A 23886-nucleotide genomic window follows, 5' to 3' on the forward strand; every position below is an offset into this window, starting at 1 on the left:
CCTGCGAACCCGAAAATCTGCATGCCACAATGCTCGCGTTGAATCCATGGATTCGGGCATCCGGCACTAAGCAGTCAGAAGTCAGCATCAATATTTGAGTGAAAGAAAGTACAGGGATATGGCAATCAGATCAGCAGCAAGTTCAGGTGTCACTAAAGCTATCTTTCCGGTTGCCGGCCTCGGCACCCGCTTCCTGCCGGCCACCAAGGCACAACCCAAAGAAATGCTGCCGGTGGTGGACAAGCCCTTGATCCAATACGCCGTGGAAGAAGCCTATGCCGCTGGCGTGCGCGAGATGATTTTCGTCACCGGCCGCCACAAGCGGCCGATCGAAGACCACTTTGACATGACTTTCGAGTTGGAGGTAGCCCTCGAACAGGCGGGAAAGGCAGAATTGCTCGAAGTTGTCCGTTCCGTGAAGCCTGACGACATGGAATGTGTCTATGTGCGACAGGCGCAAGCGCTTGGATTGGGCCACGCCGTCTTGTGCGCGCAGCGTCTGGTCGGCAATGAGCCTTTCGCCGTACTGCTGGCCGACGACTTGATGGTGGGCCCGAGCAATGGCCGGCCGGTGCTGGCGCAGATGGTGGAACAGTTCATGGATTGGCGCGCCTCCATCATCGCGGTGCAGGAAGTGCCTGCCGAGCACACTCGGCGTTATGGCATCGTGGCCGGCACCCAAGTCAATGATCGGGTAATGGACGTCAGCCGCATCGTGGAGAAGCCCTCGCCGGAAGATGCCCCCTCACGCATGGCCGTGGCGGGTCGCTACATCCTCACGCCCGGCGTCTTCCACGAAATTGCCAATCAACCGCGCGGCGTGGGCGGCGAGATCCAGCTCACCGACGGCATTGCCGGCCTCTTGCGCCGCGAGAAGGTGTTTGCCTACGCCTACGAAGGCAAGCGCTATGACTGCGGCAGCAAGGAAGGTTTCTTGCAAGCCAATGTGGAACTGGCCCTGGCCCACCCGCAACTGGGCGCTGGCTTCCGCGACTTCTTGCGTGGCCTCGATATCTGATCAACTAGCGAGTTAGCCAACAAAAAAGGGTCGTGAATTCACGACCCTCTTTTTATGTTCCTGCACACTGCTAGCAGCCAAAGTCGGCAATCAGCGCCGAGCCTCGTTACCAGCTGCATCGCAGTTTTTTAGCGACGCTTGAGTACGTGAATGAACTCTGCCTCTTCGGTCGACTGATCGACCAGCTCATTGCCAGTCTGGCGCGCAAAAGCCTTGAAGTCGCGCAGCGAGCCGGGGTCGGTGGACACCACTTTCAGCAGTTGGCCGCTTTCCATCTCGGCCAAGGCTTTTTTGGCCTTCAAGATGGGCAAGGGGCAGTTGAGGCCCCGGGTGTCGAGTTCTTTGTGTACGTCCATCGCTCTATTTTAGACATTGCGTGAGCAAGCGACGGCAGCTCAAATCAGAGCCGCTCCGCCAGCAAGATTCAGGATTCCATCCACTGCGGCGTAATGCCCTTCGAGCGCAACCATGTCGCCAAGGCTTGGCCCGTGCCTTGCGGCCAGCAGCGCAGCTTCTCAGGCGCGATCAGCTTGTACTCAGCCAACTCGGGCGAGAGTGTGATCTCGCCGCGCGCCTGCGCATGGTAGGCCACGATGAGCTGGTTCTTGCGCTGGAAATCCCAGACGCCGAGCAGATTCAGGGCATCGACCTGCAGCGAGGTCTCCTCGGCAATCTCGCGCCGCAAGCCCTCTTCCGGCGTTTCACCCGCTTCCATGAAGCCGGTGATCAAGCCGAAGAAACGACCCGGCCAGGCCGCATTGCGCGCTAGCAAGACCTGACCCTCGCGGTCCACACACTCGATCACGGCCGCCAGCACCGGCGTGGGATTATTCCAATGGGTGAACTCGCACTGCGGGCAGCGCAAGCGCGTTTTCGGCCCGCCGTCTTCCTCTCTGGCCAACCAGGCTAGTGAGGCAGCGCACTGCGGGCAATAACGATAGCTTGCGTCTGGCGTATCCATGCTCAGGCCGGGAACACGCCGGTAGACAAGTAGCGATCACCGCGATCACAGACCACGAACACGATGGTGGCATTCTCGACCGAACGCGCCAATTGCAAAGCCACCCAGCACGCACCCGCCGCCGAGATGCCGGCAAACAAGCCTTCTTCGCGCGCCATTTGCCGAGCCATGTCCTCGGCATTCGCCTGACTAACCAGCACCAACTCATCCACCGACTGCGGCTGATAGATCTTGGGCAAATAGGCTTCGGGCCACTTGCGGATGCCAGGGATCCGCGAGCCCTCAGCCGGCTGCGCGCCAATGATGCGGATCTCAGCGCTTTGTTCCTTCAAATAGCGAGAAACGCCGGTGATCGTGCCGGTCGTGCCCATGGCGCTGACGAAGTGAGTGATGCGACCGCCGGTGTCGCGCCACAACTCAGGGCCGGTGGTCTCGTAATGAATGCGGGGGTTGTCCTCGTTCGCAAACTGATCGAGCACCCTGCCCTTGCCATCACGCTGCATTTGCTCAGCCAGATCGCGGGCATATTCCATGCCGCCGGAACGCGGGGTCAGAATCAGCTCCGCGCCGTAGGCCTTCATGGTTTGGGCGCGTTCGATGGAGAGGTCCTCCGGCATGATCAAAATCATGCGGTAGCCGCGAATCGCAGCAGCCATTGCTAGCGCAATCCCAGTGTTGCCCGAAGTCGCCTCGATCAAGGCATCACCGGGCTTGATCTCGCCACGCTCTTCGGCGCGCCGGATCATGCTGATGGCTGGGCGGTCTTTCACCGAGCCGGCGGGGTTGTTGCCTTCCAGCTTGGCCAGCACCACATTGCCGCGCGCGGCGATCTCGGGGCTGATCAGTCTTTGCAGCCTGATCAGGGGTGTGTTGCCAATGACATCTTCCAGAGTCTGGTACTTGGGGGCGCTTGTGTTCTTGCTCATGCCAAGCATTGTGTCAGTCAATTTAGAAATTTTCTTGAGAGTGCTTTAAAAGCATGGCATAATCATGTGCTTCAGCAGCAATGCTTCTGACCGGTCAGCCCCGATGGCGGAATCGGTAGACGCAGGGGACTCAAAATCCCCCGCCGCAAGGTGTGCCGGTTCGAGTCCGGCTTGGGGCACCAAACGCAGTATTAAATTAATACTGAAGACCGTTGGAAGTCGCTGCGCTGAATCAAGGCAATAAGCCACCCTGGTTTTACCAGAGGTGGTTTTTTTGCGTCTGGAATTGGGCCCGAGCTAGGCTACCGTCACGCCCTGCGGCATACCCCGCACTTGCGCTAACGCAAGCCGCCCCGGCCATTTTCATGTTGCGCTTACACTCTGCGAATCGCAACGATGCTATGCCGGCTCACGCCAGCCGCAAGCAGCCAGAGAACAGACTTCATGCCCCCGATCCCCTCGGTAACCAAAGCCTTTATGTTGGCCTGCGTCGGCCTCTACTGTGTGTTCTATCTGGTGCCCGGCCTACGCCCATGGTTTGAGCTCTGGCCCCTGATGTCGGGCAACTTCATGCCTTGGCAGGTTTTGAGCTATGCCTTCATGCACGGCAGCGAGTGGCATCTCTTCTTCAATATGCTGGGCCTGTGGATGTTCGGCTCGGAGTTGGAGCGGGTCTGGGGCGCCAAGCGTTACACCCACATTCTGCTGGCCAGCACTTTGGCCGCTGCCCTGGTGCAGTTGCTGGTGACCTTTTTGATGGGCTCGATGGCACCCACGGTCGGTGCGTCCGGCGCTTTGTTCGGGCTGCTGCTGTCCTTCGGCATGCTGTTCCCGGACCGCATCATCGTCCCGCTGTTCCCGCCCATCCCCATGAAGGCCAAGTACTTTGTGGCCATCTTCGGCGCGCTGGAGTTGCTGCTGGGCGTTTTCAATAACGGCGGCGGCGTGGCTCACTTCGCCCACCTGGGCGGCATGCTGGGCGCTTGGCTCTTGATTCGTTACTGGCGCACGCCGCGTCGGCGTTAATGGGCTTTGACCGAAGCCATTCCAGGCCCGGTCAAGCTTTAAGCCAGCAAGCCGTCCTGCGGCAGCGGGTAGCGCAGGCGTAGCCCTAACTCCGATTTCAAGCGGTGGTTGATCAGGCGCCGCGACTCGCTCAAAAAACTCATCTGCATCGGCGACAGCAACTCTTTGGCTTCGGCGCGGCTGATACGCGGTGGCTTGGCTAAGCCGCATAAGTCGGCCGCCAAGTCAAAGTAGTCACCCATCAAAAGCTCGCTGTCATCGCAGACATGCACCAAGCGCTGCGGCCGGCCCTGAAAGAGTGCCCGGACGCAAGCGCGCGCCAAATCATCGGCATGGATGTGGTTGGTGTAGACATCATCCTCGCGTCGCAGCACCGGTGTACCGCGCTTCAGGCGGTCGCGCGGATGGCCGCCAACACGGTCAGACGCATAAATGCCGGGCACCCGCAAGACCGTCACCGCCACGCCAAAGGCGCGCCCGAAGTCGCGCAATTGCCGTTCGGCATCAACCCGGCGCTGCGCGCGATCACTGGCCGCTGCGGTCGGTCGAGTCTCATCAAAACGCTGCCCCTGGCAATCGCCGTAAACGCCACTCGTGCTGGCGTAAACCACGCGCGTCGGCAAACTTCTGCGGGCGAGAGCCCGCAACAAATTGCGCGTGCGCAGGTCCCGGCTGCCGAGCGCAGCCGGCGGCGCCAGATGCAGCACGCGATCCGCCCAGCCGGCCAAACGGCGCAAGGTCTCCGGTTGATCCAGATTGCCAAGCACCGGAATGGCGCCGGCCGCCCGCAAGCTCGCCAGCCGATCCGGGCTGCTGCTCAAGGCCATCACCTGCCAATGCTGGGGGAGCAAGCGCAAGACCCGCAGACCGACATCACCGCAGCCGACGATCAAAAGCCGAGGTGCAGAAGCTCGCACAGGCTTGGCGCCTTGATCTCGGCTAAAAGATGAGGATTGGGTCTTGAAAGGCATGCGCATCGCTCAGGCAAAATAGCGCACCAGTTTACGGTCCGGCTTGAGCGCAAGTCTCATGCCGGACCGCTTTCTTTGCTGCATTGCCTTCCCCAAGATCGACGCCATGAATTTTCAAATCACTGTGCAACCCAGCGGCCGCGCCTTCGAAGTCGAACGCGATGAAACGATTTTGGGAGCCGCCATTCGCGGCGGCATCGGCCTACCCTACGGCTGCCGCGACGGCGCCTGTGGCTCCTGCAAGAGCCGCTTGCTGGAGGGCCGTGTCATTCACGGCGCCCATCAGCCCAAGACCCTGACCGAGGCCGAAGAGGCCGACGGCCTGATCCTGACCTGCTGCGCCACCCCGCAGACCGACTGCGTGCTCGAAGCCCGCACGGTGCCCGGCGCAGGCGAATTCCCTGTGCTCAAGCTGCCCAGCCGGGTGTTGAGTATGAGCCGACCCAGCGGTGACGTCGCCATCATCAAGCTGCAACTGCCCGCCACGCAGAACTTCCAGTTCCATGCTGGTCAGTATGTGGAATTCATCTTGCGCGACGGCGCGCGCCGCAGCTACAGCATGGCGAATGCGCCGCACAACTTGGGCACGCCGGCCGCCATCGAACTGCACATCCGCCACATGCCCGGCGGCAAGTTCACCGACCATGTGTTCGGCACCATGAAAGAGAAAGACATCCTGCGCATGGAGGGTCCCTTCGGCAGCTTCTTCCTGCGCGAGGACAGCGACAAGCCCATCGTCTTGCTGGCCAGCGGCACCGGCTTTGCGCCGATCAAGGCCATCATCGAACGCATGCAGCACCTGGGCCTGGCGCGCCCTACGACGCTCTACTGGGGCTGCCGCAGCAAGGCCGATTTGTATCTGCACGACTGGGCTCTGCAGGCGGCGGCCGATATGCCTCACCTGACTTATGTGCCGGTGCTGTCTGACGCCAAGCCCGAGGACGACTGGCAAGGCCGCAGCGGCTTTGTGCATCAGGCGGTGATGAACGACCTGCCGGACCTGTCCGGCCACCAGGTCTATGCCTGCGGCGCCCCCATCGTGGTTGAGTCGGCTCAGCGCGACTTTGTGGCGCAGTGCGGCTTGCCAGCAGACGAGTTCTACGCCGACTCCTTCACCTCGGAAGCCGACAAGCACGCCGCTTGAGCGGCACCGCCTTTTTGATGTTCACCGGAAGTTGTCGTCCATGATGTTTGAACCGCCCTACGCATCGGCTGAAGCGTTCTCAGAAGAGCTGCGCACCGATGGCCACACCGTGCTGGCTCCAGCGAGCCTGCCTGCGGCTGTCGGCCTGAGCAGCAGCGAGTTGGATCGCCTCAAGCCCTTCTGGCAAGACCTGCCTGCTGATGCCTATCTGCGCGACGGTGGCCGCTACCGCTTCCGCCGCCATGCCTGCTTTGAGGCCGAGGGTTCGCAGTTGACCCAAGCGCCCCATCGCGCTCATTGGCAGCCGCTGGACTACAACGCCTTGCACGGCGGCATCGATCGCTGGTTCGCACCGATGGAGCCGGCCATGTTGGCTGACCCCGCATGGTCGACCCTGCTGCTGAGCTTGGCCCGCATTACGTCGGCGCTGAAGGGCAAGCCGGCGGATCAGGCCTGGTTCATCGAAGCGCATCAATTCCGCATCGACACCACCGACGGCATTGGCCGCCCCACGCCCGAAGGCGCACACCGCGATGGCGTCGACCTGGTAGCCGTGATGCTGGTGGATCGCCAAGGCATCAAGGGCGGAGAGTCGCGCGTCTTCGAGGCCCAAGGGCCTCAGGGCCAGCGCTTCACCATGGGCGCGCCCTGGACCCTGCTGCTGCTGGACGATGAACGGGTGATTCACGAAACCACGCCGATTCAGCCCGTCGCCGAGCATGGCTGGCGCGACACCCTGGTCATCACCTTGCGCGCTGGCGGCTTCCAGTCCTCGTAATCCAGCGCTCATAAATTACACTGCCGGCACCCACTCGCCACAAGCGAAGGGGCCGCAAGAGGCACTTTCGCCTCTTTTTGCATCCGCATCACAAGTGCCAACTCGACATTCATGAACGCTCATACCGACCTTGCCCGCGCCATTGCCGCGGCGCCCGCTTCCTCCATCCCCTCCTCCTTGTTCGGCCTGCCCGGCCTTGCCCGGCATGAGCGCGTGCTGCTGGCCGCTGACGAGCAGACCGGCCTGAAAGCCATCCTGGCCGTGCACAGCACCGCCCGTGGCCCCGCCTTCGGCGGCTGCCGTTTCTGGACTTATGACAACGAGCTGGCTGCGCTGAACGACGCCCTGCGCCTGTCGCAAGGCATGAGCCTGAAGAACGCCCTGGCTGACCTGCCCTTCGGCGGTGGCAAGGCCGTCATCATCAAGCCGGCGGGCAACTTTGACCGCCCTGCCCTGTTCGCCGCCTTTGGCCGCGCTGTCGAGTCCCTGCAAGGCGCGTACATCACCGCCGAAGACGTGGGCACCACCACGGCCGACATGCTGGGCATGCAAGCCCAAACGCAATATGTCAGCGGCATCCCGCGCGCCGGCGCCTTCGGCGGCGACCCCAGCCCCAAGACCGCCTGGGGCGTGTTTGTGAGCATCCAAGCGGGTGTGCGCCTGCACCTGGGCCGCGAGTCCCTGCAAGGCGTGCGCGTGGCCTTGCAAGGCCTGGGCGCCGTGGGTTGGCACCTGGCCGAGTTCCTGCACAAGGCTGGCGCCAAGCTGGTGGTGGCCGATGTGGACGCCGCCAAAGTGGCGCGCGCGCAAGCTGAGCTGGGCGCTCAAGCCGTGGGCGTGCTGGAAATCCTCAGCGCCGATGTGGATGTGCTGGCCCCTTGCGCCTTGGGCGCTTCGCTGAATACGCAAACCGTGCCCACCATCCGCGCCAAGCTGATCGCCGGCGCCGCCAACAACCAGCTGGCCACCGTGGCCGATGGCGACGCCCTGCAACAGCGCGGCATCTGCTATTTGCCCGACTATCTGGTCAATGCCGGCGGCATCATCAGCGTGGCACGCGAGTACCGCAACGAGGGCGAAGAGTCGGCAGTGATGGCCGAAGTCAGCCGCATCGGCGATCGCGTGGCCGAGTTGCTGGACCGCGTCAAGGCGGGCGGCTCCACCCCGGCTCGCGTGGCCGACGACTGGGCTCGCTCCAAGCTCGTCAAGCCCGTTTAAGTCTGATCACACTCAGGCACAAAAAAAGGCAGCCTACGGGCTGCCTTTTTTCTTGGGCCTGAAGGGCATCAAGCCCCTCACCCATCAGCTTTACTCGCCCAGATAAGCCGCCCTTACCTTCGGATCATTGAGCAAGCTCATGCCCTCCCCGCTCATGGTGACCTCGCCGGACTCCATCACATAGCCGCGGTTGGCAATGGCCAGCGCGCGGCTGGCGTTTTGCTCCACCAGCAGGATGGTCACGCCTTGCTTGTGGATGTCGCTCACCACTTCGAAGATCTTGTCCACCATGATGGGGCTCAAACCCATGCTGGGCTCGTCCAGCAGCAAGACTTTGGGCTGGGCCATCAGCGCGCGGCCCATGGCCAGCATCTGCTGCTCACCGCCGCTCATGGTGCCGGCGAGTTGGTCTTTGCGCTCTTTGAGGCGCGGGAAGATGGTGAAGACTTTGTCGATGTCGACCAGGATTTGCGCCTTGTCGCTGCGGATGTAGGCGCCCATCTGCAGGTTCTCGGTGATGGTCATGCGGGTGAAGGTGCCTCGGCCTTCGGGCACCATCACCAGGCCTTGCTTGACGAGGTCCCAGCTGCCCTGGCCTTTGATGGCTTTGCCCATGTACTCGACGCTGCCGTCGGCGATGGGTTGCAGGCCGGTGATGGCTTTGAGGGTGGTGGTCTTGCCCGCGCCGTTGGCGCCGATCAGGCTGACCAGCTCGCCTTGGCGCACTTCGAAGCTCGCCCCTTTGACGGCCTGAATGCCGCCGTAGGCCACCTTCAGGTCGCTGACCTTGAGCAATACATTGTTGTTCGACATGGTCACTGCTTCTTTTAATGGTTGGTGTGGCCCGCGCCCAGATAGGCTTCGATGACCTTCTCATTGCGCTGCACGTCGTAGGGCGTGCCTTCGGCGATTTGCTTGCCGTAGTCCAGCACCGTGACGCGGTCGCACAAGCCCATCACCAGCTTCACATCGTGTTCGATCAAGAGGATGGTGCGGCCGTCTTTGCGGATGCGGTCGATCAGCTCGCGCAGCACCACTTTCTCGGTGGCGTTCATGCCCGCGGCCGGCTCGTCCAGGGCGATCAGCTTGGGGTCGGTGGCCAGGGCGCGTGCGATCTCCAGGCGGCGCTGGTCGCCGTAGCTCAGGGTGCGGGCTTTGAAGTCGGCGTACTTGCCGATGCCCACATAGTCGAGCAGCTCTTGCGCGCGCTTGGCAATGGCCGCTTCTTCCGCCTTGAAGCTGGGGGTGCGCAGCACCGCGCCCAGCAGGCCCGAGCCCGAGCGCACGTGGCGGCCCACCATCACGTTCTCCAGCGCCGTCATTTCAGCGAAGAGGCGGATGTTCTGGAAGGTGCGCGCAATGCCGGCCTTGGCCACTTGGTGCACGGCCTGCGGGGTATAGGGCGCGCCGCCGAGCTCGAACGTGCCAGCGTCCGGCGTGTAGAGCCCGGTGATGACGTTGAAGAAGGTGGTCTTGCCCGCACCGTTGGGGCCGATCAGGCCGTAGACCTGGCCCTTCATGATTTTGATGCCCACGTCGCTGAGGGCTTGCAAGCCGCCGAAGCGCTTGGACACGCCGCTGACGTGCAGAACGATTTGATCTGTCATGTTGTTCTCCTCGCTCATTTCTTCGTCGGCACAGGGGCGGCCTTGCCATGCTCAGGGGCGGGCCACAGGCCACGCGGGCGGATCAGCATGATGCTGATCATGGCCAGGGCCACCAGCAGCTGGCGCAGGATGGCGGCGTCCAAGCGACCGCCGGTCATTTCTTGCAGCGGGCCGGCGGCGTAGCGCAGCACTTCGGGCAGGGCCGACAGCAGCAGCGCGCCCAGGATCACGCCAGGGATGTGGCCGATACCGCCCAACACCACCATGGCCACGATCATCACGCTCTCTTGCAGGCTGAAGGACTCCGGGCTCACAAAGCCCTGGAAGCTGGCGAACATGGAGCCAGCCACGCCGCCGAAGGTCGCACCCATGCCGAAGGCCAGCAGCTTGAGGTTGCGGGTGTTGATGCCCATGGCCTTGGCGGCGATCTCGTCTTCACGGATGGCCATCCAGGCGCGGCCGATGCGGCTGTTCTCCAGCCGGTAACAGATCAGCACGCTGAACACCACCAGGGTCAGGAAGAGGTAGTAGTACAGGGTCACCGAGGGCAGCGTGGTGCCGAAGATTTCCAGGCCCTTGCCCAGGTCAACGCCGAAGAAGTGAATGGCGTCGATTTGGCCGATGCCGCGCGGGCCGTTGGTGATGTTGGCCGGGTGCTCCAGATTGTTCAGGAAGACGCGGATGATTTCACCAAAGCCAAGCGTCACGATGGCCAGATAGTCGCCGCGCAGCTTCAGCGTGGGCGCGCCCAGCATGACGCCGAAGAAGGCCGCCAGGCCCGCGCCCAGCGGCACCACGATCCACAAGGGCGAGTGCAAGCCATCGGGGAAGGCGGCGCGGAAGGCTTCGAAGTTCTCGCTCAGGTGCGGGCTGCTCAGCAGCGCGAACATATAGGCGCCGACGGCGTAGAAGGCCACATAGCCCAGGTCCAGCAAGCCGGCGTAGCCGACCACGATGTTCAGGCCCAGGGCCAGCATCACGTAGAGCAAGGCCAGGTCGATGATGCGCACCGGGCCGTTGCCCAGCTGCTGCGCGAACAGCGGCAGCACCAGCAAGCCGATGGCCGCCAGGCCGAAGACGAAGAGTTTGTTCTTTTGCATGTTGGGTTCTCCTTCAGCCACGCTCAGGCACGGTCGGCCACACGCTCACCCAGCAGGCCCGAGGGTCGCAGGGTCAGCACCAGGATCAGCGCCACGAAGGCGAAGATGTCGGCGTAATGGCTGCCCAGCACGCCGCCGGTCAGGTCACCCAGATAGCCCGCACCGATGGCTTCGATCAGGCCCAGCAGAACGCCGCCCACCATCGCACCGGCCAAGTTACCCACACCGCCCAGCACCGCGGCCGTGAAGGCCTTCAGGCCCGGCATGAAGCCCATGGTGTGTTGCACCGTGCCGTAGTTGGCCGCCCACATCAGGCCGGCCACCGCAGCCAGAGCCGCACCGATCACAAAGGTGGTGGAGATGATGAAGTCGGGCTTCACGCCCATCAGGCCGGCCACCTTGGGGTTCTCCGCCGTGGCGCGCATCGCGCGGCCCAGCTTGGTGTGATTGACCAGCCACATCAGCGCGGCCAGGATCACCACCGTCACGCCCAGAATCAGGCACTGCGTCACCGAGATCACCGGGCCACCGAGGTCGATGGGAGTGGTGGGCAGCAGCAGCGGGAAGGGCTTGGGGCTCGGCTTCCAGATGATCATGGCCAGCGTCTGCAGCAGCAGCGACATGCCCATGGCCGTGATCAGGGGGGCCAGGCGCGGCGCATTGCGCAAGGGCCGGTAGGCCACCTTCTCGACCACAAAGTTCAGCGTCACGCAGGTCACCACCGCGCAGCCCAGCGCGATCAGCATCAGCGCCCAGCCCGGCAGGCCCGAGTCCGCCAGCGCCGTCACCACCGTCCAGCTCACCATGCCGCCCACCATCAAGATCTCGCCATGCGCGAAATTGATCAAGTTGACGATGCCGTACACCATCGTGTACCCCAGGGCCACCAGGGCATACATGCTGCCCAGCACCAGCCCGTTAATCAATTGCTGGAAAAATGTTTCCATATGCATCTCCGGTTTGGCTTGGGTGCCGGTTGGCCCCTTGCCCATTCAATGTTCGATGAGCAAAAAAAAACCCGCCGCAAAGTCGGCGGGCCTTGTTGGCCATCAAATCCTGCAGGCTCGCCGCAGATTGTAGGAGTCAGCCATGGCACGTTTCCGATAGTAAATACCCGTATCGACGCCCATGCAAACCCGGCACCTTGCACTTGAATTTCGGACCCGCTGCGCATGTCATAACGTGCCATTCAAGTAGTCTCCGCGCTGCCCGCCAATCGCTATTCCGCGCCAGCATCCAGCTCACGCAAAAAGGCCATTTTCTGGGCAATCTTGGCCTCCAGGCCGCGCGGCACCGGCTCGTACCACTACGGCTCCGCCATGCCCTCGGGCAAATAACTTTCACCCGCCGCATAAGCGTGCGGCTCGTCGTGAGCATAGCGATAAGCGTGGCCGTGACCCAGCTCTTTCATCAGCTTGGTTGGCGCATTACGCAAATGCACCGGCACCTCGCGCGACTTGTCTTGCTTCACAAAGGCACGCGCCGCGTTATAGGCCTTGTAGCCTGCGTTGCTCTTGGCCGCGACGGCCAGATAAATCACCGCCTGCCCCAGCGCCAACTCGCCCTCGGGTGCACCCAAGCGCTCAAAAGTGCTGGCCGCGTCATTGGCGATTTGCATGGCACGCGGGTCGGCCAGGCCGATGTCTTCCCAGGCCATGCGCACGATGCGGCGCGACAAATAGCGGGCATCCGCGCCACCGTCCAGCATGCGGCACAACCAGTACAGCGCGGCATCGGGGTTGGACCCGCGAACCGACTTATGCAAGGCCGAAATCTGGTCGTAGAAGTTATCACCACCCTTGTCAAAGCGGCGCGAGTTCAGGGTCAGGGCATTCTGGATGAACTCGGCATCAATCGTCTGCGTGCCGGCGGCTCCGGCGGCCGTGCTGGTTTGCTCCAGCAGATTGAGCAGGCGGCGCGCATCACCGTCGGCATAGCCCACCAAGGTGTCCAGCGCCACCGCGTCAAACTGCAGATGGGCGAGTTGCTTGCCCTGGGCCAGCGCCACCAATTGCTTAAGCTCGTCCTCGCTGAGTGACTTCAGCACATAGACCTGGGCACGCGACAGCAGCGCGGAATTGACCTCGAAGCTGGGGTTCTCCGTGGTGGCGCCGATGAAGGTCACCAAGCCCGATTCGGCATAAGGCAGCAAGGCATCCTGCTGCGATTTATTGAAGACAGGTAAGATCCTTTGCACTCGTTTTAAATCAACGACTTGGAGTGCATATGAGTGGTGTAATCGCACAATACACCTCTTTTGATGCACAATTTTTCGCACCACAGATTTTGATTGTGCAAATTTGGGAATGACCCGGCTTGCACAACCCCTCAAGGGCCTCAAAAGGGATGGAAAACCACCCCGCTTGAACCGCCCCTCTAGGGACTCAAAGAACAGGAAGGATTCACAGTGTCGGTCTACGCATTCAAGTACAAAGTTCTGAACAGAGAAACAGGCCGCAAGGTATCTGTCACCCGTTGGCGCGTCCAAATCCGCAAAGGTGGCGAGAACGTCAACAAGGTGTTTGACGATGAGGCTCTTGCCAGGTCATGGGAAGACCAAGAGCTTCATAGGATCAACACCGGGGTTCCCCAGAACCTCATTTTTGACATGAAGTACCAACTTGAGATGCCTAATGTGAAGGCACTTCTCCGCGAATACTTCGACCAGTACATGAGCAAGCAGGCTGCTAGTTCGCTTAAGACGAACCAGAATCGCTGCCTTCGTGCCATCCCCTCAATCCCTATCTATCTCAAAGACTTAGGTTCTAAGATTGACAACTACCGCTATCAAAGCACGGTAGTTGATGCCATGTTGGGCAGGACCTACAACAAAGATTACATTGAATTCGGCCAGTTCAAAATTGACACTGTAGATTTCTGGCTCTTGATTGCATACATGGATTCAAGAAGGAGAACAGGCATCAAGAACAACACCATTCTTCGTGAAATCTCAACTATCAGTTCAGCTTTTGAAAAAGTCTACAAGCTCTATCCTGAGAAGTTCCCTAAAGGCATCATGAATCCAGTGAAGATGCTTCCACGTGGAGAAAAGCCAAAAGCTTATCTCGGACGTAAGCGGGTTCTTTCTGAAGATGAAGCTGTTCAGATTGCAGAGTGGATGAAGCTCAAAGCCAATCAAGAACCTTACTATTTGTTTGTCACCTGCCTTGAATCTGGAGCGCGAAAAAGTGAAGTGCTAGGCGCTCAATGGGAGAACGTGAATCTTCAGCTTTGGTCCATTCACATTCCAAAAACCAAGAATGGCAAGCCAAGGGACATCATGATCCCTGAAGATGAAGATTTTCGGGAATGGCTCAAAGCAAACCGTTTGGCAAAAGGCCCTATCTTCAAGCTGACAGCTTGGAACTTTAGGCAATACTGGGTTGATGCATTGAAGGCACTTGGACTCTATGACGACCCAGATACGCGGCTTCACTTCCATGACACCCGCCGCACTGCACTGACAAAGTTGATTCGTCAAAAGAAGTCCAATAACTTCCAGATCGCAAAGGAGATGGGTGTTTCACCTCAAACCGTTGAACAGACCATTCAGAACATGCCTGATCGTTTGTCAGAGGTGTTTGCCAAGCTCCGTTCAGGTCAATCCTTGAATGAGGAAGAGATCATGCTTCTTGCTGGTCATGGTTCCTCTTCAATGACGAATGCCTACTATGCCGACAGAAACTAAGCACGCTAAAGTTATGTCAAAAATTTATTTAAACAAGACGCAATCTAGTTGACGATCCTTGCTCTTAATCATAAAGTACATTTATCAACAAGCAAAATCACTGTAGTCGCTTGTTGAACACCTCAAGCAACTACAGTTTTACATTCACTACTGGAGAATTTACATGGCAGAAGCCAAGAAACTGACACTCGCTGATATCCTCGCCAAGCGCCAAGAATTTGAAGATATGTTGGCCGCACAGTTGAAGGCAGAACGCCCTGCTGCACTAGCTGGTGTGTTGGAACAAATCAAGATGTTCAACTTCACACCAGAAGAACTGGAAATCAAGATTCGTTCTAAAGGCAAGGCTGCTGCTGGAAAGAACGCTTCTGCTGGTGGCACTCGCACCATGAGCAAGCCACTGAAGTCCACCAAGGGTGCTGAAACTGGTGTGTGGCTGGCCCACCCTCCTAAGTTCTTGGAGGCAGAAGGCGCTTTCACAACCTACAAGACAGGTAAGTCGGTTGATGCATGGTTGGTCACTCCCTCAGAGAAGAAAGCCAAGAACAACTTCTTGAAGAAGCTCTCTAGCCGCGAAGGAAAGAAGCCAACTAAGGAACAGTTGGGAGATATTACTGAAGCTGAATTTCAAGCAGCGTAAGCTTGACTTCATCCCAGCAGAAGCACCCTTCGGGGTGCTTTTTCCATATCGGCCTCAGGCCGACCATGGGAAAGCCAATTAAAACTATCTTGAGCACTTAAAAAGGAGCCAACACATGGCGCGACATCCAGTCAAATCGTTCAGGGTAGACATTGACCCTTCTAATAAATTTATAGACGTTGAGATAGAAACCGATCTCAAAAAACCATACCGATTTCACCTCAATACGGATGCCAACTATCCGACTCTACAGGGCATCCGCGACCAGCTCAACGAAGCGTTAACACACTGCACCACAAATTATGAGAAGGTGGACGTTAGCATATTTGAAGATCGCTTCTACGTAAACATCAATGTGACGGACTTCATTAATACCCGATTCACGGGGAGAAAAGCGTAAGCCAAAAATAACGACACACCTACGGCTGCCAAAAACAAACGACTGCATTAGCCATTGACAATAAATCCAGCTTCAGATAACCATTTCCAAAACAAAAAGCATCCAATCGGGTGCTTTTTTATTATCAATTTGACTTTCAACAATAAATTTCGTAAAACAAGTTATGAAATGAAAAATGCCCAAGCAGTTAACTTGAGCATTTTAGAAATTCAGGAACTTGAAGAAGCTTGGCGGCTTGACCTGATGTAAATATTAAAACGCATTAAAAATCAAATGTCAATATCCAACTAGAAAACACTCCTGAATTTCACAAGAAATAAAGGAATTTATATGTTTGAAAGTTTTATTGAGGCATTGCCTGACAAAGTAAGAAGCACAGATGATTTTGGAGAATATGGAACAAGGTTCAGAAAGAAGAATAATGCTCTTCAATATCGTTATGTTGAACTTAATCAACTATACAAGAAATTCATAGTTCTAGATTTAGATGAGCCAAAATCAGAAAGACTAACTTTTTACAAGTTGGGCTCGGCCTTTCTTTGGGAAGAAAAAGGACTGCCACCACCCACCTATGTAGTCATCAATCCTGAAAATGCACACTGCCACTATCTCTATGAACTGAGGGTTCCTGTCTACTACACAGAACATGCCCACAGAGCACCCCAGAAGTTCTATGAGAATACCGATCTAGCTTTAACCAATGTTCTAGGGGCTGATTTAGCCTATGTTGGCAAGTTCACCAAGAACCCACTTCACCCTAGTTGGCGCACGATAAGACACGGGGCCTTGTATGACCTTGAGGACTTCGCTGAATACCATCTTGACCTTCATAGCCACAAACAGAAGCAAAAGCTTGCTGATTCCCTTGGTGGAAGAAACACCACCTTGTTTGACACCCTCAGAGTCTGGGCATACCAGGAAGTCAAACAACACGGCTCTTATGCTGTATTCCAACAGCTTGTAGACAACAAGGCACTGTCTATCAATAAGCTATTCCTAGACAATTTAAATGGCATTCTTCCAGCAAAAGAAGTTCTTTCAACATCTACTTCAGTTGGCAAATGGACTTGGAAGCACAGAAACAGCATTGGTAGTGGAAATAAGAACCGAGGTGTTCTAGAGCTTCCAGATGATATGCCCATCAAGGAGAAACAGGCCCAAGGTGCAGCCTATACCAATGTGATTAGAACTGAGTCTGTAGACGACACTATTAAGCTTGCAATCCACGCATGCGAGCAACGAGGTTTCACTTTAACATCTGGAAATTTGGAGAAATGTGGACTTGCAAGAAGTACCTTCTCCAAACACAAAGAAGCAGTTCAAAATTGGATGAGAATCCTAACTACATAACTAGTCATATGGGTTCACTACGGTGTATATCAGATAGTTACCCCATCTATTGGGGTGATGGGCAGCAAGAATTACGAAGGACTTTATCAATAAATCATGGTCCCGATAGGGTTTCTACATTCAAATTAAATGTCCGAAGGACAAACTTTAATAGAAGCAAGAAAAATTGGCCGAAAAAAAGCACCCGAAGGCGCTCTTTTCAATTCACACCACAAATGTGTTTCCACACTTGTGACAAAAGAAACCACTGTCATACAAAACTTTCCATTTTGGATAGTAGGCCTTATATGCAGCGGACTTCTTCTTGTAGCCCCAAAACGAATAGGCAAAGAACGCCCAAACTGCAAGACTCGCATAGCGGAAACCAGCATCAGGTCCATGCGCTGCCAACCAAGGTGAAGTTGCCAGTGCAATGATCCCAATAGCGATCTCAGCCCACAGGGCCGGCTTCTTTGGAGCAGAGAACCTTGCGGCCAACGTCGTTTGACTTGTTCCGCTACTAGTGCCTACAAATGTTCCTGCACCATCTGTACCGACTCCCAAGCCAGTCATTGTGCCGCTGCTGTATGAGGTTCCTGATTGCAGAATTACTTTGACAGCTTGAACGTGTTCGCCGCCACACTTTGGACATTGGATTGCCATGTTGTTCCCCTCACATGGTCAAAGGTTCACCGGGCTTCACACACTTGGGCACAGAAGCACCAGCAAATGAACTCAGCATCCCGCAACGGAAGGGTTTCCCTTGAACCGACGCCGCATAGAAGATTTGCGTACCGTTAAAGCCATCGTCCTTCTTAACGTCTGAAACCTTCACCGACGTGGCAGGCACACCAAATACTTTGGCGGTTGCTTGAAGAATGTCATCCTCACTGGCAGTGCCAATTCCCATCTTTTGAGCGACGACCGGGGCAAAGGAGCAAGCTCCCAAAGTAAGAGCAAGGGAGGTAGCTACTGCCACTTTCAATGTGCTGCGCATGCTGTGCATAACCTTTCAATGGTTTGTTGAACATCAACCCAACTTTTTGGGTTGATACACGACTTTAACGCACGTTCACCTTTGTGGGTTGACATACGACCATTGGAGTTGGCAAAGGAGTGTCAAAAAATGACAACGTCAACAAAGAACAGCAACCAGCATGAAGAGCTATTCAAGACCATTGGGAAGGCTTTGGCCAAGAAGCGAGAGTCATGCAATCTGACCCAAGAACAAGTTTCGAGCACCCTTCAAATTGGTGTCGAGGCGGTCAGCCGATTAGAGCGCGGGATCACCATGCCCACCGTTCAGCGATTAGCAGAACTGGCAGAGATATATGGTTGTGGCATTGAAGAGTTGCTAATAGCCAGCAGCACCCGCACCAGTGACCAGGCCGAGCTGATCTCACAGATTCTGCAAACTCTGCCAGAGGCGGATCGCGCCATGATTGTTGAAGTCGTACAGAAGATTGCAGCCCGATTGAAAGATCGGCTTTAAGGCAGAAGAAGACTATGGATTTATGGACGATATGCTTTGCATAGCGGCATGCTTACCGTGGACAACTCTGCGAGTTCCCCACCGCGCACACCTTCGCCCACAAGCTCCACAGCCACGCACTACATTTATTTAATGACTAACAGGGAGAGAGAATTCGAAGCTTAAAACTTCGGCTTCATCTTTGTTCCTTGGGATGTGTCACTATCGTCAATATACTTCTTCCTCATAGCCAATATCCTGTTCTCTACAACCACTATCGGTCTATCGTAGATACTTCTCATCTCTGTAATCTTGTTCTTGTTAAAGACCTGCGGAGTCGGTTTCTTCATGGGAATGTTCTTCCCATAGTGGTACCACTCTCTAGTGCCATCAGCACCTTCAATGGCGGGTTCACCATCGCGGTGCAACTGTCCTTCATACCACCATTGCTTCGCGCCACTGGCTGCTTCGACAGCAGGCCCATCGATACGGTGCTTATCGCCGTTTAGATACCAAGAGTAGCTACCGTCTGCATTGTCTACAGCAGGACCGTCTTCACGGTGTCTCGCTCCATTTAGATACCACTCCTGACCGCCATCACCCCATTCAACAGCAGGGCCATCCTCTCTGTGTAGCTGCCCCATTCGGTACCAAGACTGCGTTCCGTCAGGCTCAATACAAGCGGGACCGTCTTCACGGTGTAGCTGATCGTTGTAGTACCAAAATACTATTCCATCTTCATTGTGGCATCCATTTTTCATAAATCCCTCCTACTTTTCTTGCTATCAATCTAGCAAGATCAAACAGAAAAACAAGTGGACTCGGTTATCGGATCTTAAGCACCAATAGGTGCTTTTTTTACGACCCTACGTTTTCCTTGGTGTCACCAAGAACCAGTTCATAGATCTTTTTACTTGAGAAGCGTACAGTTCGTTTTATTGATTGGCGACATTAAGTAGTCAATCAAAAAAAGCGATCAAATACTTATTCAGTGACTAACTGTAGTGACTTCCCACTTAACACCTACCAGTGAAATGGTTCACTTGGAAAGGAGGGTCTAAATATGAATTAAATTAAAGGAAAATATCATGAACCAACTTAATCTTATCGCGGTCCCTAACGGCTTTTATTCTCTTGAAGAAGCTCTTCAAGAGCCAACAATCCAACAATCTGCTCAAATGCTTAAACCCCTTGAAGGCACTACAACATCAAAAATCAAGGCTTTTCTCACCGTTTATCAAATGATTGATGCTTTGGACCAAATGCGCCAACAAGGCATGGATTTGAACCAATTGAACCGCGAAGTTTTTAAGGATTCAATGACAGCGACTGTTCATCTTAGCTATGACTTAATCATGAAGTCTTTCACCAACCACGAACGCAAAATGCTTCAAGAGTTGGTTACGAAAGCTCCTGCACACTAAGCCAAATTAAACCAAACACCTACGGGTGTTTTTACAGCGACTACCCACTTCATACCTACCATGTGGTTTCCAAATGGCAAGGAGGGTTCTAAATATGACTTAAATAAAAACCAACTTAAAGAAAGGGTTCCATCATGAACCACGCAGAACAAAAAAACTTCGGAATCAATTCCCTTCACAACCTTGATGGTCAAGCCGGTCTTGCCACAGTTCCAAGCAACTTCGTTGACTTGGTATTGACTGACCCACCTTATGGCATTGCCGACAATTCCAAGCTCACCAAGAAGGGCAGCAAAATTGTCACCACTAGCCAGGCATGGGGTTCTGACTTCCAGGATCAGTGGACAACCATTGACGACTACTACCAATGGCTAAAACCGTTCATTGCGCAGTTCGTTCGTGTGATGAAGGACAACGGTTCAATGATTTTGTTTCTTGATCGCAAGTACACCGGTTTGATTGTTCATTACCTTGAGCAAGACTTTGACTTGAATTTTAAGAACAAGATTTACTTCAAGAAGAAGAACCCTGTCCCTAGCATTCGCAAAATCAACTACCGATCTACGATGGAAGAGTGTGTGTGGTTCACCAAGGGCAAGCAGTACACCTTCAACTTCGGTGCTCAGTCAGAGATGTTGCAGGTCTACGAGGGTCCCATTGGAAGGAAGAAGACAGCCCACCCAACCGAAAAATACGGCTGGATGATTGAGCCACTTATCAGGAACCACACCAAGCCAGGTGGCATCGTTCTCGATGCATTCGCCGGCTCTGCTACCACCCTAGTAGTGGCGAAGCAGCACGATCGTCATGCCATTGGCTTTGAGAAGAGTCCTGCCATGTATGAGATGGCCAAGGCCAGGATCGAGGCAGAGCAACTTGCCTTTGACTTCTACGCACCAGATGACGAACCTGCCATCGTGCGCGAGTTGGACAGGATCATGGATACCGAGTTGGCAGACTTGGTAGCAGCATAAGGAGAGCAGCCATGAAAAACACTACATGCCTCCAATACTGCATCAATGGAATGAATGACAAGCTTTTCAACTTTGCCAAGACTCACGATGGAAAGGTGTTGATCGAAATCTTCAAGAAATGGGGATCAACTAACGACGAGCGAATTAAGGAACTTTTGATTGGCTACAACAGCTATTTCATGGTTCAAGCAGGAATGCAACTTAAAGGCATGCCGAATCATCCACGATCATTGATTGAATTCATGAGTTCTGAAGACTTCACTGCATTACATGATGAACTAACAAATACAGTTAAAGATAATTACCCTGTATTAATGTCTTGCTTAGATCGGAAACAAAAGCGAAAACTTGAAGCCCTATTCGCATAAAACAAAAGCACCCATTTGGGTGCTTTTTTATTTGAACCTCATTGAATCAAGGTGAACTACCTTTCTTTTATTCAATATTTCGTCAATCTCAGGCGTAAGGGTTTTGTGAAGCTCTAGCATGGCAGCATTCACTAAACATCCTTCAAACCAGTATTCTTCAATTCGATTCTCAGCACTACCTTTGATGACAGCAGGCCCATCCTCACGGTGAAGCAGTCCGCTCTTCCTCCAGGTCTTCACAGTGTTGTCGACCACACACTTCAATTCTGGCTTCATTCCAAGACTCCCAAAAACAGGATGTGGTTCAGTCTAGCGTGTTCTTTCAAGGTTGATCTGTTTGCCTTGGTCTGTCAAAATCATATGAATTTAACTAGACAAGGCACAACGTGAGCAGACAGCTTCAACTTAGGCACATCGTAGGTCAGCGGATCAAGCAGAAGCGTATGGAGGCAAAGCTTGTGCAACGGACCGTTGCGGAAGAGCTAAATATGTCCACTGAAGGCTATGCCAGATATGAACGTGGTGATAGCTCGCCAGATGTGGAGTTGCTAGGCATGCTTGCCAAGATTTTTGGCTGCTCTGTTGCAGAACTTGTGACTGAAACCAGCACAGCCTTGAATGCTCAGGCCCAGCACATTGCCAACCTCATGGATGGTCTAGGCAGTAGCGACAGGGATGAAGTAGTGAAGATCGTTGAAGGTGTGTGCGCCATTGCTCATAAAAAGTACAAGAAGGTGCCACCAAAATAGTTCTCTGCCGAGGGCTCCTACTTCATTTCCAAGCCTAGATCAGACCAGGAAATAAAGCAGGTCGATGAAAAACAAAGCACTACTTGCCTACATCGAACTGTAAGACTTCTTCAAAAACTCTGTTGCGGGCCTTCGCATCCTTGATCAACGCAGAGGCGGGCATAACATATAGATGAAGGGGAATTTCATTGTTGCTTCCAATGAGGTAATCATTGTAGACAACCCTTTGATTCAAGGAAAATACATCCTTGAAGCCTGTTTGCTTCATGTCTCTATAGAAGGCATCATCGATTTCTACTACTGAGAAGGCAAATACTTCCAACACAGTAGGGATTCGTTCTGCAAGCTCACTGGCATAGAGCCTGCATTGCATGAGAGCCTTATTGTTTTCAAAAATGTCAGCACCCGGCTTTTTGAACTCAATGATTACTAATTTATTGGGATGATTTTCATCATCCTTTGAGAAGAAAGCGGCAACATCAGGACGACGCTGTTGCTTGACCTCCATAACATTTCCGACCTCTTGAATAATCGTTGCCAAGGTCTGGTCACTGTAGATGTTGGAATAAGACAAAAACTTGTCGTCAACCAGCCAAACATTGTTTTCTCTGATTTCACTGCCATCGCTACGCTTGGGAAGAATCGCATTGTGCAAGGCATCTTCTGCACTACTGGGAGGCATCTTGGCAAGTGAATCAATCACCAAAGCACGGTGAACAATGAAACGAGCCAAGTCTTCACTCGCCAGGTGCGAGACGTCATCCCAAGAAACAGGCCGACCGCTATCAAGTGCATCGACAAGCTGATCTTCATTTTTAGCTTGTTGGGCTCTATAGGTCTTAACAACCTCATCCGCATCCAACAGAGCGGCATTGCCACCCAAAGAATCGAGCTTGATGAATGGGTAGTACTTCTTCAGCTTTTCAATATTTTGACTCTTAAACTGATCAACATCGCCTTCCGCAGCTTCGTCAATCATCTTCATGCATTCCTCATGAATGCGAGGGGTCAGTTTTTCCCGACTGATAGGTGAAACCATATCAACGTCTTCATCCGTCTTCGGAAGTTCTAGGCGTTGACGTTCAATGTTGGACCGCTTGTTAAAGTATTCCGATGTTACAAATATCAAATGGCGACAAATGTCGAATCGCCTGCTGATAACGTATTCTTCAATACATAGCTCATCAGCACAAAGCATTGCTACAATGCCTTTTCGGGGCGGCTCATCTCGGAATAAGTAGCAGTTAAATTTCTCACCCAGAAATTCAAACTCTCGCGTCAATTCAGCCTTGATTGAATCACCTGAAACAGTGTAATTCTCATCAAAAGGTTGCCGCGAATTGTGGGTGAACTTCAGAGTAATGCTATGACCAGCCTGATGCTTGAGAAAAAGAAGAAGACGGAGATCATCACAAATGGCATTCACCAACTTTGTGACTTGGGTGTTGATCTTCTCTTTTAGCTCCATGAGCGTAATGCTTGTACTTACGCTGCCATCAACGGCTGACTTCTTAACGTCGTCTAACTTGAACTCAGGTGTGTAGTCAAACTCCACTAGCTCACTAGAAAGTTGGCTCCTAATCTTGACAGATTTTGCATATTTAAGAAATGCCAACCGTCCAACCCCTTTGCCCCCAATGCTGTCTTTGTGACCAGTACAGACTTCATCAAAGAAGTTCAGATTTTCAGAGGTAAAGCCTTCACCATCATCAACAATAGTGATTGTTTCAAGAACCCTTCGCTCTTCACTGCCAGGATTTATTTCTTGTTGCCTCTCCGAGAAATAAAGGTCAACGGAAATATTCTTACTTCCAGCATGAATCGAATTTGTTAATGCTTCTCGAATTACATCACGAGCACTAACACCACCTTTATAGTGTTCTGCGATGAACTTTCTTAGATTGATTCTTGCCATCGACGCTCCACTTAATAAAAGGTAGATAGCCAAATCAAGGCCATCAATCATCTTTCAAATTGTACCTTGCAAGCGTCGCTCTAGGCAATGTTTCTACTGCATAGCCACGCCAGTGAGAACGCTTCGCCGTTCCTTAACTACGTGAGGCCGGGGCCGCCACAAGGCGTGTGCGATACAGG

At 54.5% G+C, this 23886-nt stretch carries 26 protein-coding genes, 1 tRNA gene and 1 pseudogene; 14 read left to right on the forward strand and 14 right to left on the reverse strand.

Going from position 1 to position 23886, the window contains the following annotated elements; all coding sequences use genetic code 11:
• The first annotated feature begins 118 nt into the window (after positions 1 to 118).
• A complete protein-coding gene (gene galU, locus AT984_RS09580; protein WP_058719905.1) occupies positions 119 to 1018 on the forward strand; it encodes a UTP--glucose-1-phosphate uridylyltransferase GalU in 900 nt (299 codons plus the stop codon).
• Between the two features lie 128 nt (positions 1019 to 1146).
• On the opposite strand, the gene AT984_RS09585 is transcribed toward galU, so the two are convergent.
• From AT984_RS09585 to cysM, 3 genes are all read right to left on the reverse strand, one after another.
• On the reverse strand, positions 1147 to 1374 hold the full coding sequence (locus AT984_RS09585; protein WP_058719906.1) for a sulfurtransferase TusA family protein: 228 nt from the start codon (positions 1372 to 1374) through the stop codon (positions 1147 to 1149).
• Positions 1375 to 1442: 68 nt separating this feature from the next.
• Complete coding sequence (locus tag AT984_RS09590; protein WP_058719907.1) at positions 1443 to 1979, reverse strand: NUDIX hydrolase; 537 nt, start codon at positions 1977 to 1979, stop codon at positions 1443 to 1445.
• 2 nt (positions 1980 to 1981) lie between these two features.
• Positions 1982 to 2905: a cysteine synthase CysM gene (cysM, locus tag AT984_RS09595; RefSeq protein WP_058719908.1), complete on the reverse strand. Its 924-nt coding sequence runs from the start codon at positions 2903 to 2905 to the stop codon at positions 1982 to 1984.
• A 97-nt stretch (positions 2906 to 3002) separates the two neighbouring features.
• On the opposite strand from cysM, the gene AT984_RS09600 reads away from it, so the two are divergent.
• Both AT984_RS09600 and AT984_RS09605 read left to right on the forward strand, forming a co-directional pair.
• Positions 3003 to 3087: transfer RNA gene (locus AT984_RS09600), tRNA-Leu, on the forward strand.
• 262 nt (positions 3088 to 3349) lie between these two features.
• Positions 3350 to 3931, forward strand: coding sequence for a rhomboid family intramembrane serine protease (locus tag AT984_RS09605; RefSeq protein ID WP_058719909.1), 582 nt, complete (start codon positions 3350 to 3352; stop codon positions 3929 to 3931).
• Between the two features lie 38 nt (positions 3932 to 3969).
• Here the strand turns inward: AT984_RS09605 and AT984_RS09610 are convergent, their stop codons facing one another.
• Positions 3970 to 4902, reverse strand: a complete 933-nt coding sequence (locus AT984_RS09610; protein WP_156421966.1) for an SDR family oxidoreductase — start codon at positions 4900 to 4902, stop codon at positions 3970 to 3972.
• A 106-nt stretch (positions 4903 to 5008) separates the two neighbouring features.
• Here AT984_RS09610 and AT984_RS09615 point away from each other — a divergent pair, with 106 nt between their 5' ends.
• From AT984_RS09615 to AT984_RS09625, 3 genes are all read left to right on the forward strand, one after another.
• Complete coding sequence (locus AT984_RS09615) at positions 5009 to 6046, forward strand: CDP-6-deoxy-delta-3,4-glucoseen reductase (RefSeq protein ID WP_058722206.1); 1038 nt, start codon at positions 5009 to 5011, stop codon at positions 6044 to 6046.
• 31 nt (positions 6047 to 6077) lie between these two features.
• Positions 6078 to 6824, forward strand: a complete 747-nt coding sequence (locus AT984_RS09620) for a 2OG-Fe dioxygenase family protein (RefSeq protein ID WP_442952173.1) — start codon at positions 6078 to 6080, stop codon at positions 6822 to 6824.
• A gap of 111 nt (positions 6825 to 6935) precedes the next feature.
• Positions 6936 to 8042 (forward strand): Leu/Phe/Val dehydrogenase, encoded by a 1107-nt coding sequence (locus AT984_RS09625; protein ID WP_082679916.1) that lies wholly within the window; start codon positions 6936 to 6938, stop codon positions 8040 to 8042.
• Positions 8043 to 8132: 90 nt separating this feature from the next.
• Here AT984_RS09625 and AT984_RS09630 read toward each other — a convergent pair whose 3' ends face one another.
• The 5 genes and pseudogenes from AT984_RS09630 to AT984_RS09650 form a co-directional block, all read right to left on the reverse strand.
• The gene (locus AT984_RS09630; protein WP_058719912.1) at positions 8133 to 8855 is read right to left on the reverse strand and encodes an ABC transporter ATP-binding protein; all 723 of its coding nucleotides are present in this window, start codon (positions 8853 to 8855) and stop codon (positions 8133 to 8135) included.
• A gap of 14 nt (positions 8856 to 8869) precedes the next feature.
• Positions 8870 to 9649 (reverse strand): ABC transporter ATP-binding protein, encoded by a 780-nt coding sequence (locus tag AT984_RS09635; protein ID WP_231741581.1) that lies wholly within the window; start codon positions 9647 to 9649, stop codon positions 8870 to 8872.
• 14 nt (positions 9650 to 9663) lie between these two features.
• Positions 9664 to 10749 (reverse strand): ABC transporter permease subunit, encoded by a 1086-nt coding sequence (locus tag AT984_RS09640; protein WP_058719913.1) that lies wholly within the window; start codon positions 10747 to 10749, stop codon positions 9664 to 9666.
• 23 nt (positions 10750 to 10772) lie between these two features.
• Positions 10773 to 11696 carry a branched-chain amino acid ABC transporter permease gene (locus AT984_RS09645; protein ID WP_058722208.1) on the reverse strand — a complete coding sequence of 308 codons (924 nt, stop codon included), beginning with the start codon at positions 11694 to 11696 and terminating at the stop codon, positions 10773 to 10775.
• 272 nt (positions 11697 to 11968) lie between these two features.
• Positions 11969 to 12925, reverse strand: a pseudogene (locus AT984_RS09650) (replication-associated recombination protein A); the annotation flags it as partial.
• Between the two features lie 231 nt (positions 12926 to 13156).
• Between AT984_RS09650 and AT984_RS09655 the strand changes: the two are divergent.
• The 3 genes from AT984_RS09655 to AT984_RS22475 all read left to right on the forward strand — a co-directional run bounded on the left by AT984_RS09655 (position 13157) and on the right by AT984_RS22475 (position 16827).
• Positions 13157 to 14437 (forward strand): tyrosine-type recombinase/integrase, encoded by a 1281-nt coding sequence (locus AT984_RS09655; protein WP_058719914.1) that lies wholly within the window; start codon positions 13157 to 13159, stop codon positions 14435 to 14437.
• A 163-nt stretch (positions 14438 to 14600) separates the two neighbouring features.
• Positions 14601 to 15077 (forward strand): hypothetical protein, encoded by a 477-nt coding sequence (locus tag AT984_RS09660; RefSeq protein ID WP_058719915.1) that lies wholly within the window; start codon positions 14601 to 14603, stop codon positions 15075 to 15077.
• Positions 15078 to 15807: 730 nt separating this feature from the next.
• A complete protein-coding gene (locus tag AT984_RS22475) occupies positions 15808 to 16827 on the forward strand; it encodes a replication initiation protein (protein ID WP_082679917.1) in 1020 nt (339 codons plus the stop codon).
• A 204-nt stretch (positions 16828 to 17031) separates the two neighbouring features.
• Here AT984_RS22475 and AT984_RS22930 read toward each other — a convergent pair whose 3' ends face one another.
• Positions 17032 to 17469: a hypothetical protein gene (locus AT984_RS22930; protein ID WP_156421968.1), complete on the reverse strand. Its 438-nt coding sequence runs from the start codon at positions 17467 to 17469 to the stop codon at positions 17032 to 17034.
• A 10-nt stretch (positions 17470 to 17479) separates the two neighbouring features.
• The gene (locus tag AT984_RS09675; RefSeq protein WP_156421969.1) at positions 17480 to 17803 is read right to left on the reverse strand and encodes a hypothetical protein; all 324 of its coding nucleotides are present in this window, start codon (positions 17801 to 17803) and stop codon (positions 17480 to 17482) included.
• A 129-nt stretch (positions 17804 to 17932) separates the two neighbouring features.
• Here AT984_RS09675 and AT984_RS09680 point away from each other — a divergent pair, with 129 nt between their 5' ends.
• A complete protein-coding gene (locus AT984_RS09680) occupies positions 17933 to 18298 on the forward strand; it encodes a helix-turn-helix domain-containing protein (protein WP_058719919.1) in 366 nt (121 codons plus the stop codon).
• Positions 18299 to 18459: 161 nt separating this feature from the next.
• Here AT984_RS09680 and AT984_RS22935 read toward each other — a convergent pair whose 3' ends face one another.
• Positions 18460 to 19038: a hypothetical protein gene (locus AT984_RS22935; protein ID WP_156421970.1), complete on the reverse strand. Its 579-nt coding sequence runs from the start codon at positions 19036 to 19038 to the stop codon at positions 18460 to 18462.
• A 327-nt stretch (positions 19039 to 19365) separates the two neighbouring features.
• Here AT984_RS22935 and AT984_RS09690 point away from each other — a divergent pair, with 327 nt between their 5' ends.
• The 3 genes from AT984_RS09690 to AT984_RS22485 all read left to right on the forward strand — a co-directional run bounded on the left by AT984_RS09690 (position 19366) and on the right by AT984_RS22485 (position 21043).
• Positions 19366 to 19701 (forward strand): hypothetical protein, encoded by a 336-nt coding sequence (locus AT984_RS09690; protein WP_156421971.1) that lies wholly within the window; start codon positions 19366 to 19368, stop codon positions 19699 to 19701.
• Between the two features lie 134 nt (positions 19702 to 19835).
• Positions 19836 to 20675, forward strand: coding sequence for a DNA-methyltransferase (locus tag AT984_RS09695; RefSeq protein WP_058719922.1), 840 nt, complete (start codon positions 19836 to 19838; stop codon positions 20673 to 20675).
• Between the two features lie 11 nt (positions 20676 to 20686).
• Complete coding sequence (locus tag AT984_RS22485; protein WP_082679918.1) at positions 20687 to 21043, forward strand: hypothetical protein; 357 nt, start codon at positions 20687 to 20689, stop codon at positions 21041 to 21043.
• Positions 21044 to 21070: 27 nt separating this feature from the next.
• Here the strand turns inward: AT984_RS22485 and AT984_RS22940 are convergent, their stop codons facing one another.
• The gene (locus tag AT984_RS22940) at positions 21071 to 21319 is read right to left on the reverse strand and encodes a hypothetical protein (protein WP_156421972.1); all 249 of its coding nucleotides are present in this window, start codon (positions 21317 to 21319) and stop codon (positions 21071 to 21073) included.
• Between the two features lie 110 nt (positions 21320 to 21429).
• Between AT984_RS22940 and AT984_RS09700 the strand changes: the two genes are divergently transcribed.
• Complete coding sequence (locus AT984_RS09700) at positions 21430 to 21792, forward strand: helix-turn-helix domain-containing protein (RefSeq protein WP_058719923.1); 363 nt, start codon at positions 21430 to 21432, stop codon at positions 21790 to 21792.
• A gap of 79 nt (positions 21793 to 21871) precedes the next feature.
• Here AT984_RS09700 and AT984_RS09705 read toward each other — a convergent pair whose 3' ends face one another.
• Entirely contained in the window at positions 21872 to 23758 is a 1887-nt protein-coding gene (locus tag AT984_RS09705; protein WP_082679919.1) for an ATP-binding protein, read from the reverse strand.
• Positions 23759 to 23886 lie beyond the last annotated feature (128 nt).

This window comes from Paucibacter sp. KCTC 42545, from assembly GCF_001477625.1.
Lineage (GTDB): Bacteria > Pseudomonadota > Gammaproteobacteria > Burkholderiales > Burkholderiaceae_C > Paucibacter_A.

Bases quoted from the DNA above. Each gene is read 5' to 3' on its own strand.
- galU (WP_058719905.1), top strand. From the start codon at position 119: ATGGCAATCAGATCAGCAGCAAGTTCAGGTGTCACTAAAGCTATCTTT.
- AT984_RS09585 (WP_058719906.1), bottom strand. From the start codon at position 1,374: ATGGACGTACACAAAGAACTCGACACCCGGGGCCTCAACTGCCCCTTG.
- AT984_RS09590 (WP_058719907.1), bottom strand. From the start codon at position 1,979: ATGGATACGCCAGACGCAAGCTATCGTTATTGCCCGCAGTGCGCTGCC.
- cysM (WP_058719908.1), bottom strand. From the start codon at position 2,905: ATGAGCAAGAACACAAGCGCCCCCAAGTACCAGACTCTGGAAGATGTC.
- AT984_RS09605 (WP_058719909.1), top strand. From the start codon at position 3,350: ATGCCCCCGATCCCCTCGGTAACCAAAGCCTTTATGTTGGCCTGCGTC.
- AT984_RS09610 (WP_156421966.1), bottom strand. From the start codon at position 4,902: ATGCCTTTCAAGACCCAATCCTCATCTTTTAGCCGAGATCAAGGCGCC.
- AT984_RS09615 (WP_058722206.1), top strand. From the start codon at position 5,009: ATGAATTTTCAAATCACTGTGCAACCCAGCGGCCGCGCCTTCGAAGTC.
- AT984_RS09625 (WP_082679916.1), top strand. From the start codon at position 6,936: ATGAACGCTCATACCGACCTTGCCCGCGCCATTGCCGCGGCGCCCGCT.
- AT984_RS09630 (WP_058719912.1), bottom strand. From the start codon at position 8,855: ATGTCGAACAACAATGTATTGCTCAAGGTCAGCGACCTGAAGGTGGCC.
- AT984_RS09635 (WP_231741581.1), bottom strand. From the start codon at position 9,649: ATGACAGATCAAATCGTTCTGCACGTCAGCGGCGTGTCCAAGCGCTTC.
- AT984_RS09640 (WP_058719913.1), bottom strand. From the start codon at position 10,749: ATGCAAAAGAACAAACTCTTCGTCTTCGGCCTGGCGGCCATCGGCTTG.
- AT984_RS09645 (WP_058722208.1), bottom strand. From the start codon at position 11,696: ATGGAAACATTTTTCCAGCAATTGATTAACGGGCTGGTGCTGGGCAGC.
- AT984_RS09660 (WP_058719915.1), top strand. From the start codon at position 14,601: ATGGCAGAAGCCAAGAAACTGACACTCGCTGATATCCTCGCCAAGCGC.
- AT984_RS22475 (WP_082679917.1), top strand. From the start codon at position 15,808: ATGTTTGAAAGTTTTATTGAGGCATTGCCTGACAAAGTAAGAAGCACA.
- AT984_RS22930 (WP_156421968.1), bottom strand. From the start codon at position 17,469: ATGGCAATCCAATGTCCAAAGTGTGGCGGCGAACACGTTCAAGCTGTC.
- AT984_RS09675 (WP_156421969.1), bottom strand. From the start codon at position 17,803: ATGCGCAGCACATTGAAAGTGGCAGTAGCTACCTCCCTTGCTCTTACT.
- AT984_RS09680 (WP_058719919.1), top strand. From the start codon at position 17,933: ATGACAACGTCAACAAAGAACAGCAACCAGCATGAAGAGCTATTCAAG.
- AT984_RS22935 (WP_156421970.1), bottom strand. From the start codon at position 19,038: ATGAAAAATGGATGCCACAATGAAGATGGAATAGTATTTTGGTACTAC.
- AT984_RS09690 (WP_156421971.1), top strand. From the start codon at position 19,366: ATGAACCAACTTAATCTTATCGCGGTCCCTAACGGCTTTTATTCTCTT.
- AT984_RS09695 (WP_058719922.1), top strand. From the start codon at position 19,836: ATGAACCACGCAGAACAAAAAAACTTCGGAATCAATTCCCTTCACAAC.
- AT984_RS22485 (WP_082679918.1), top strand. From the start codon at position 20,687: ATGAAAAACACTACATGCCTCCAATACTGCATCAATGGAATGAATGAC.
- AT984_RS22940 (WP_156421972.1), bottom strand. From the start codon at position 21,319: ATGAAGCCAGAATTGAAGTGTGTGGTCGACAACACTGTGAAGACCTGG.
- AT984_RS09705 (WP_082679919.1), bottom strand. From the start codon at position 23,758: ATGATTGATGGCCTTGATTTGGCTATCTACCTTTTATTAAGTGGAGCG.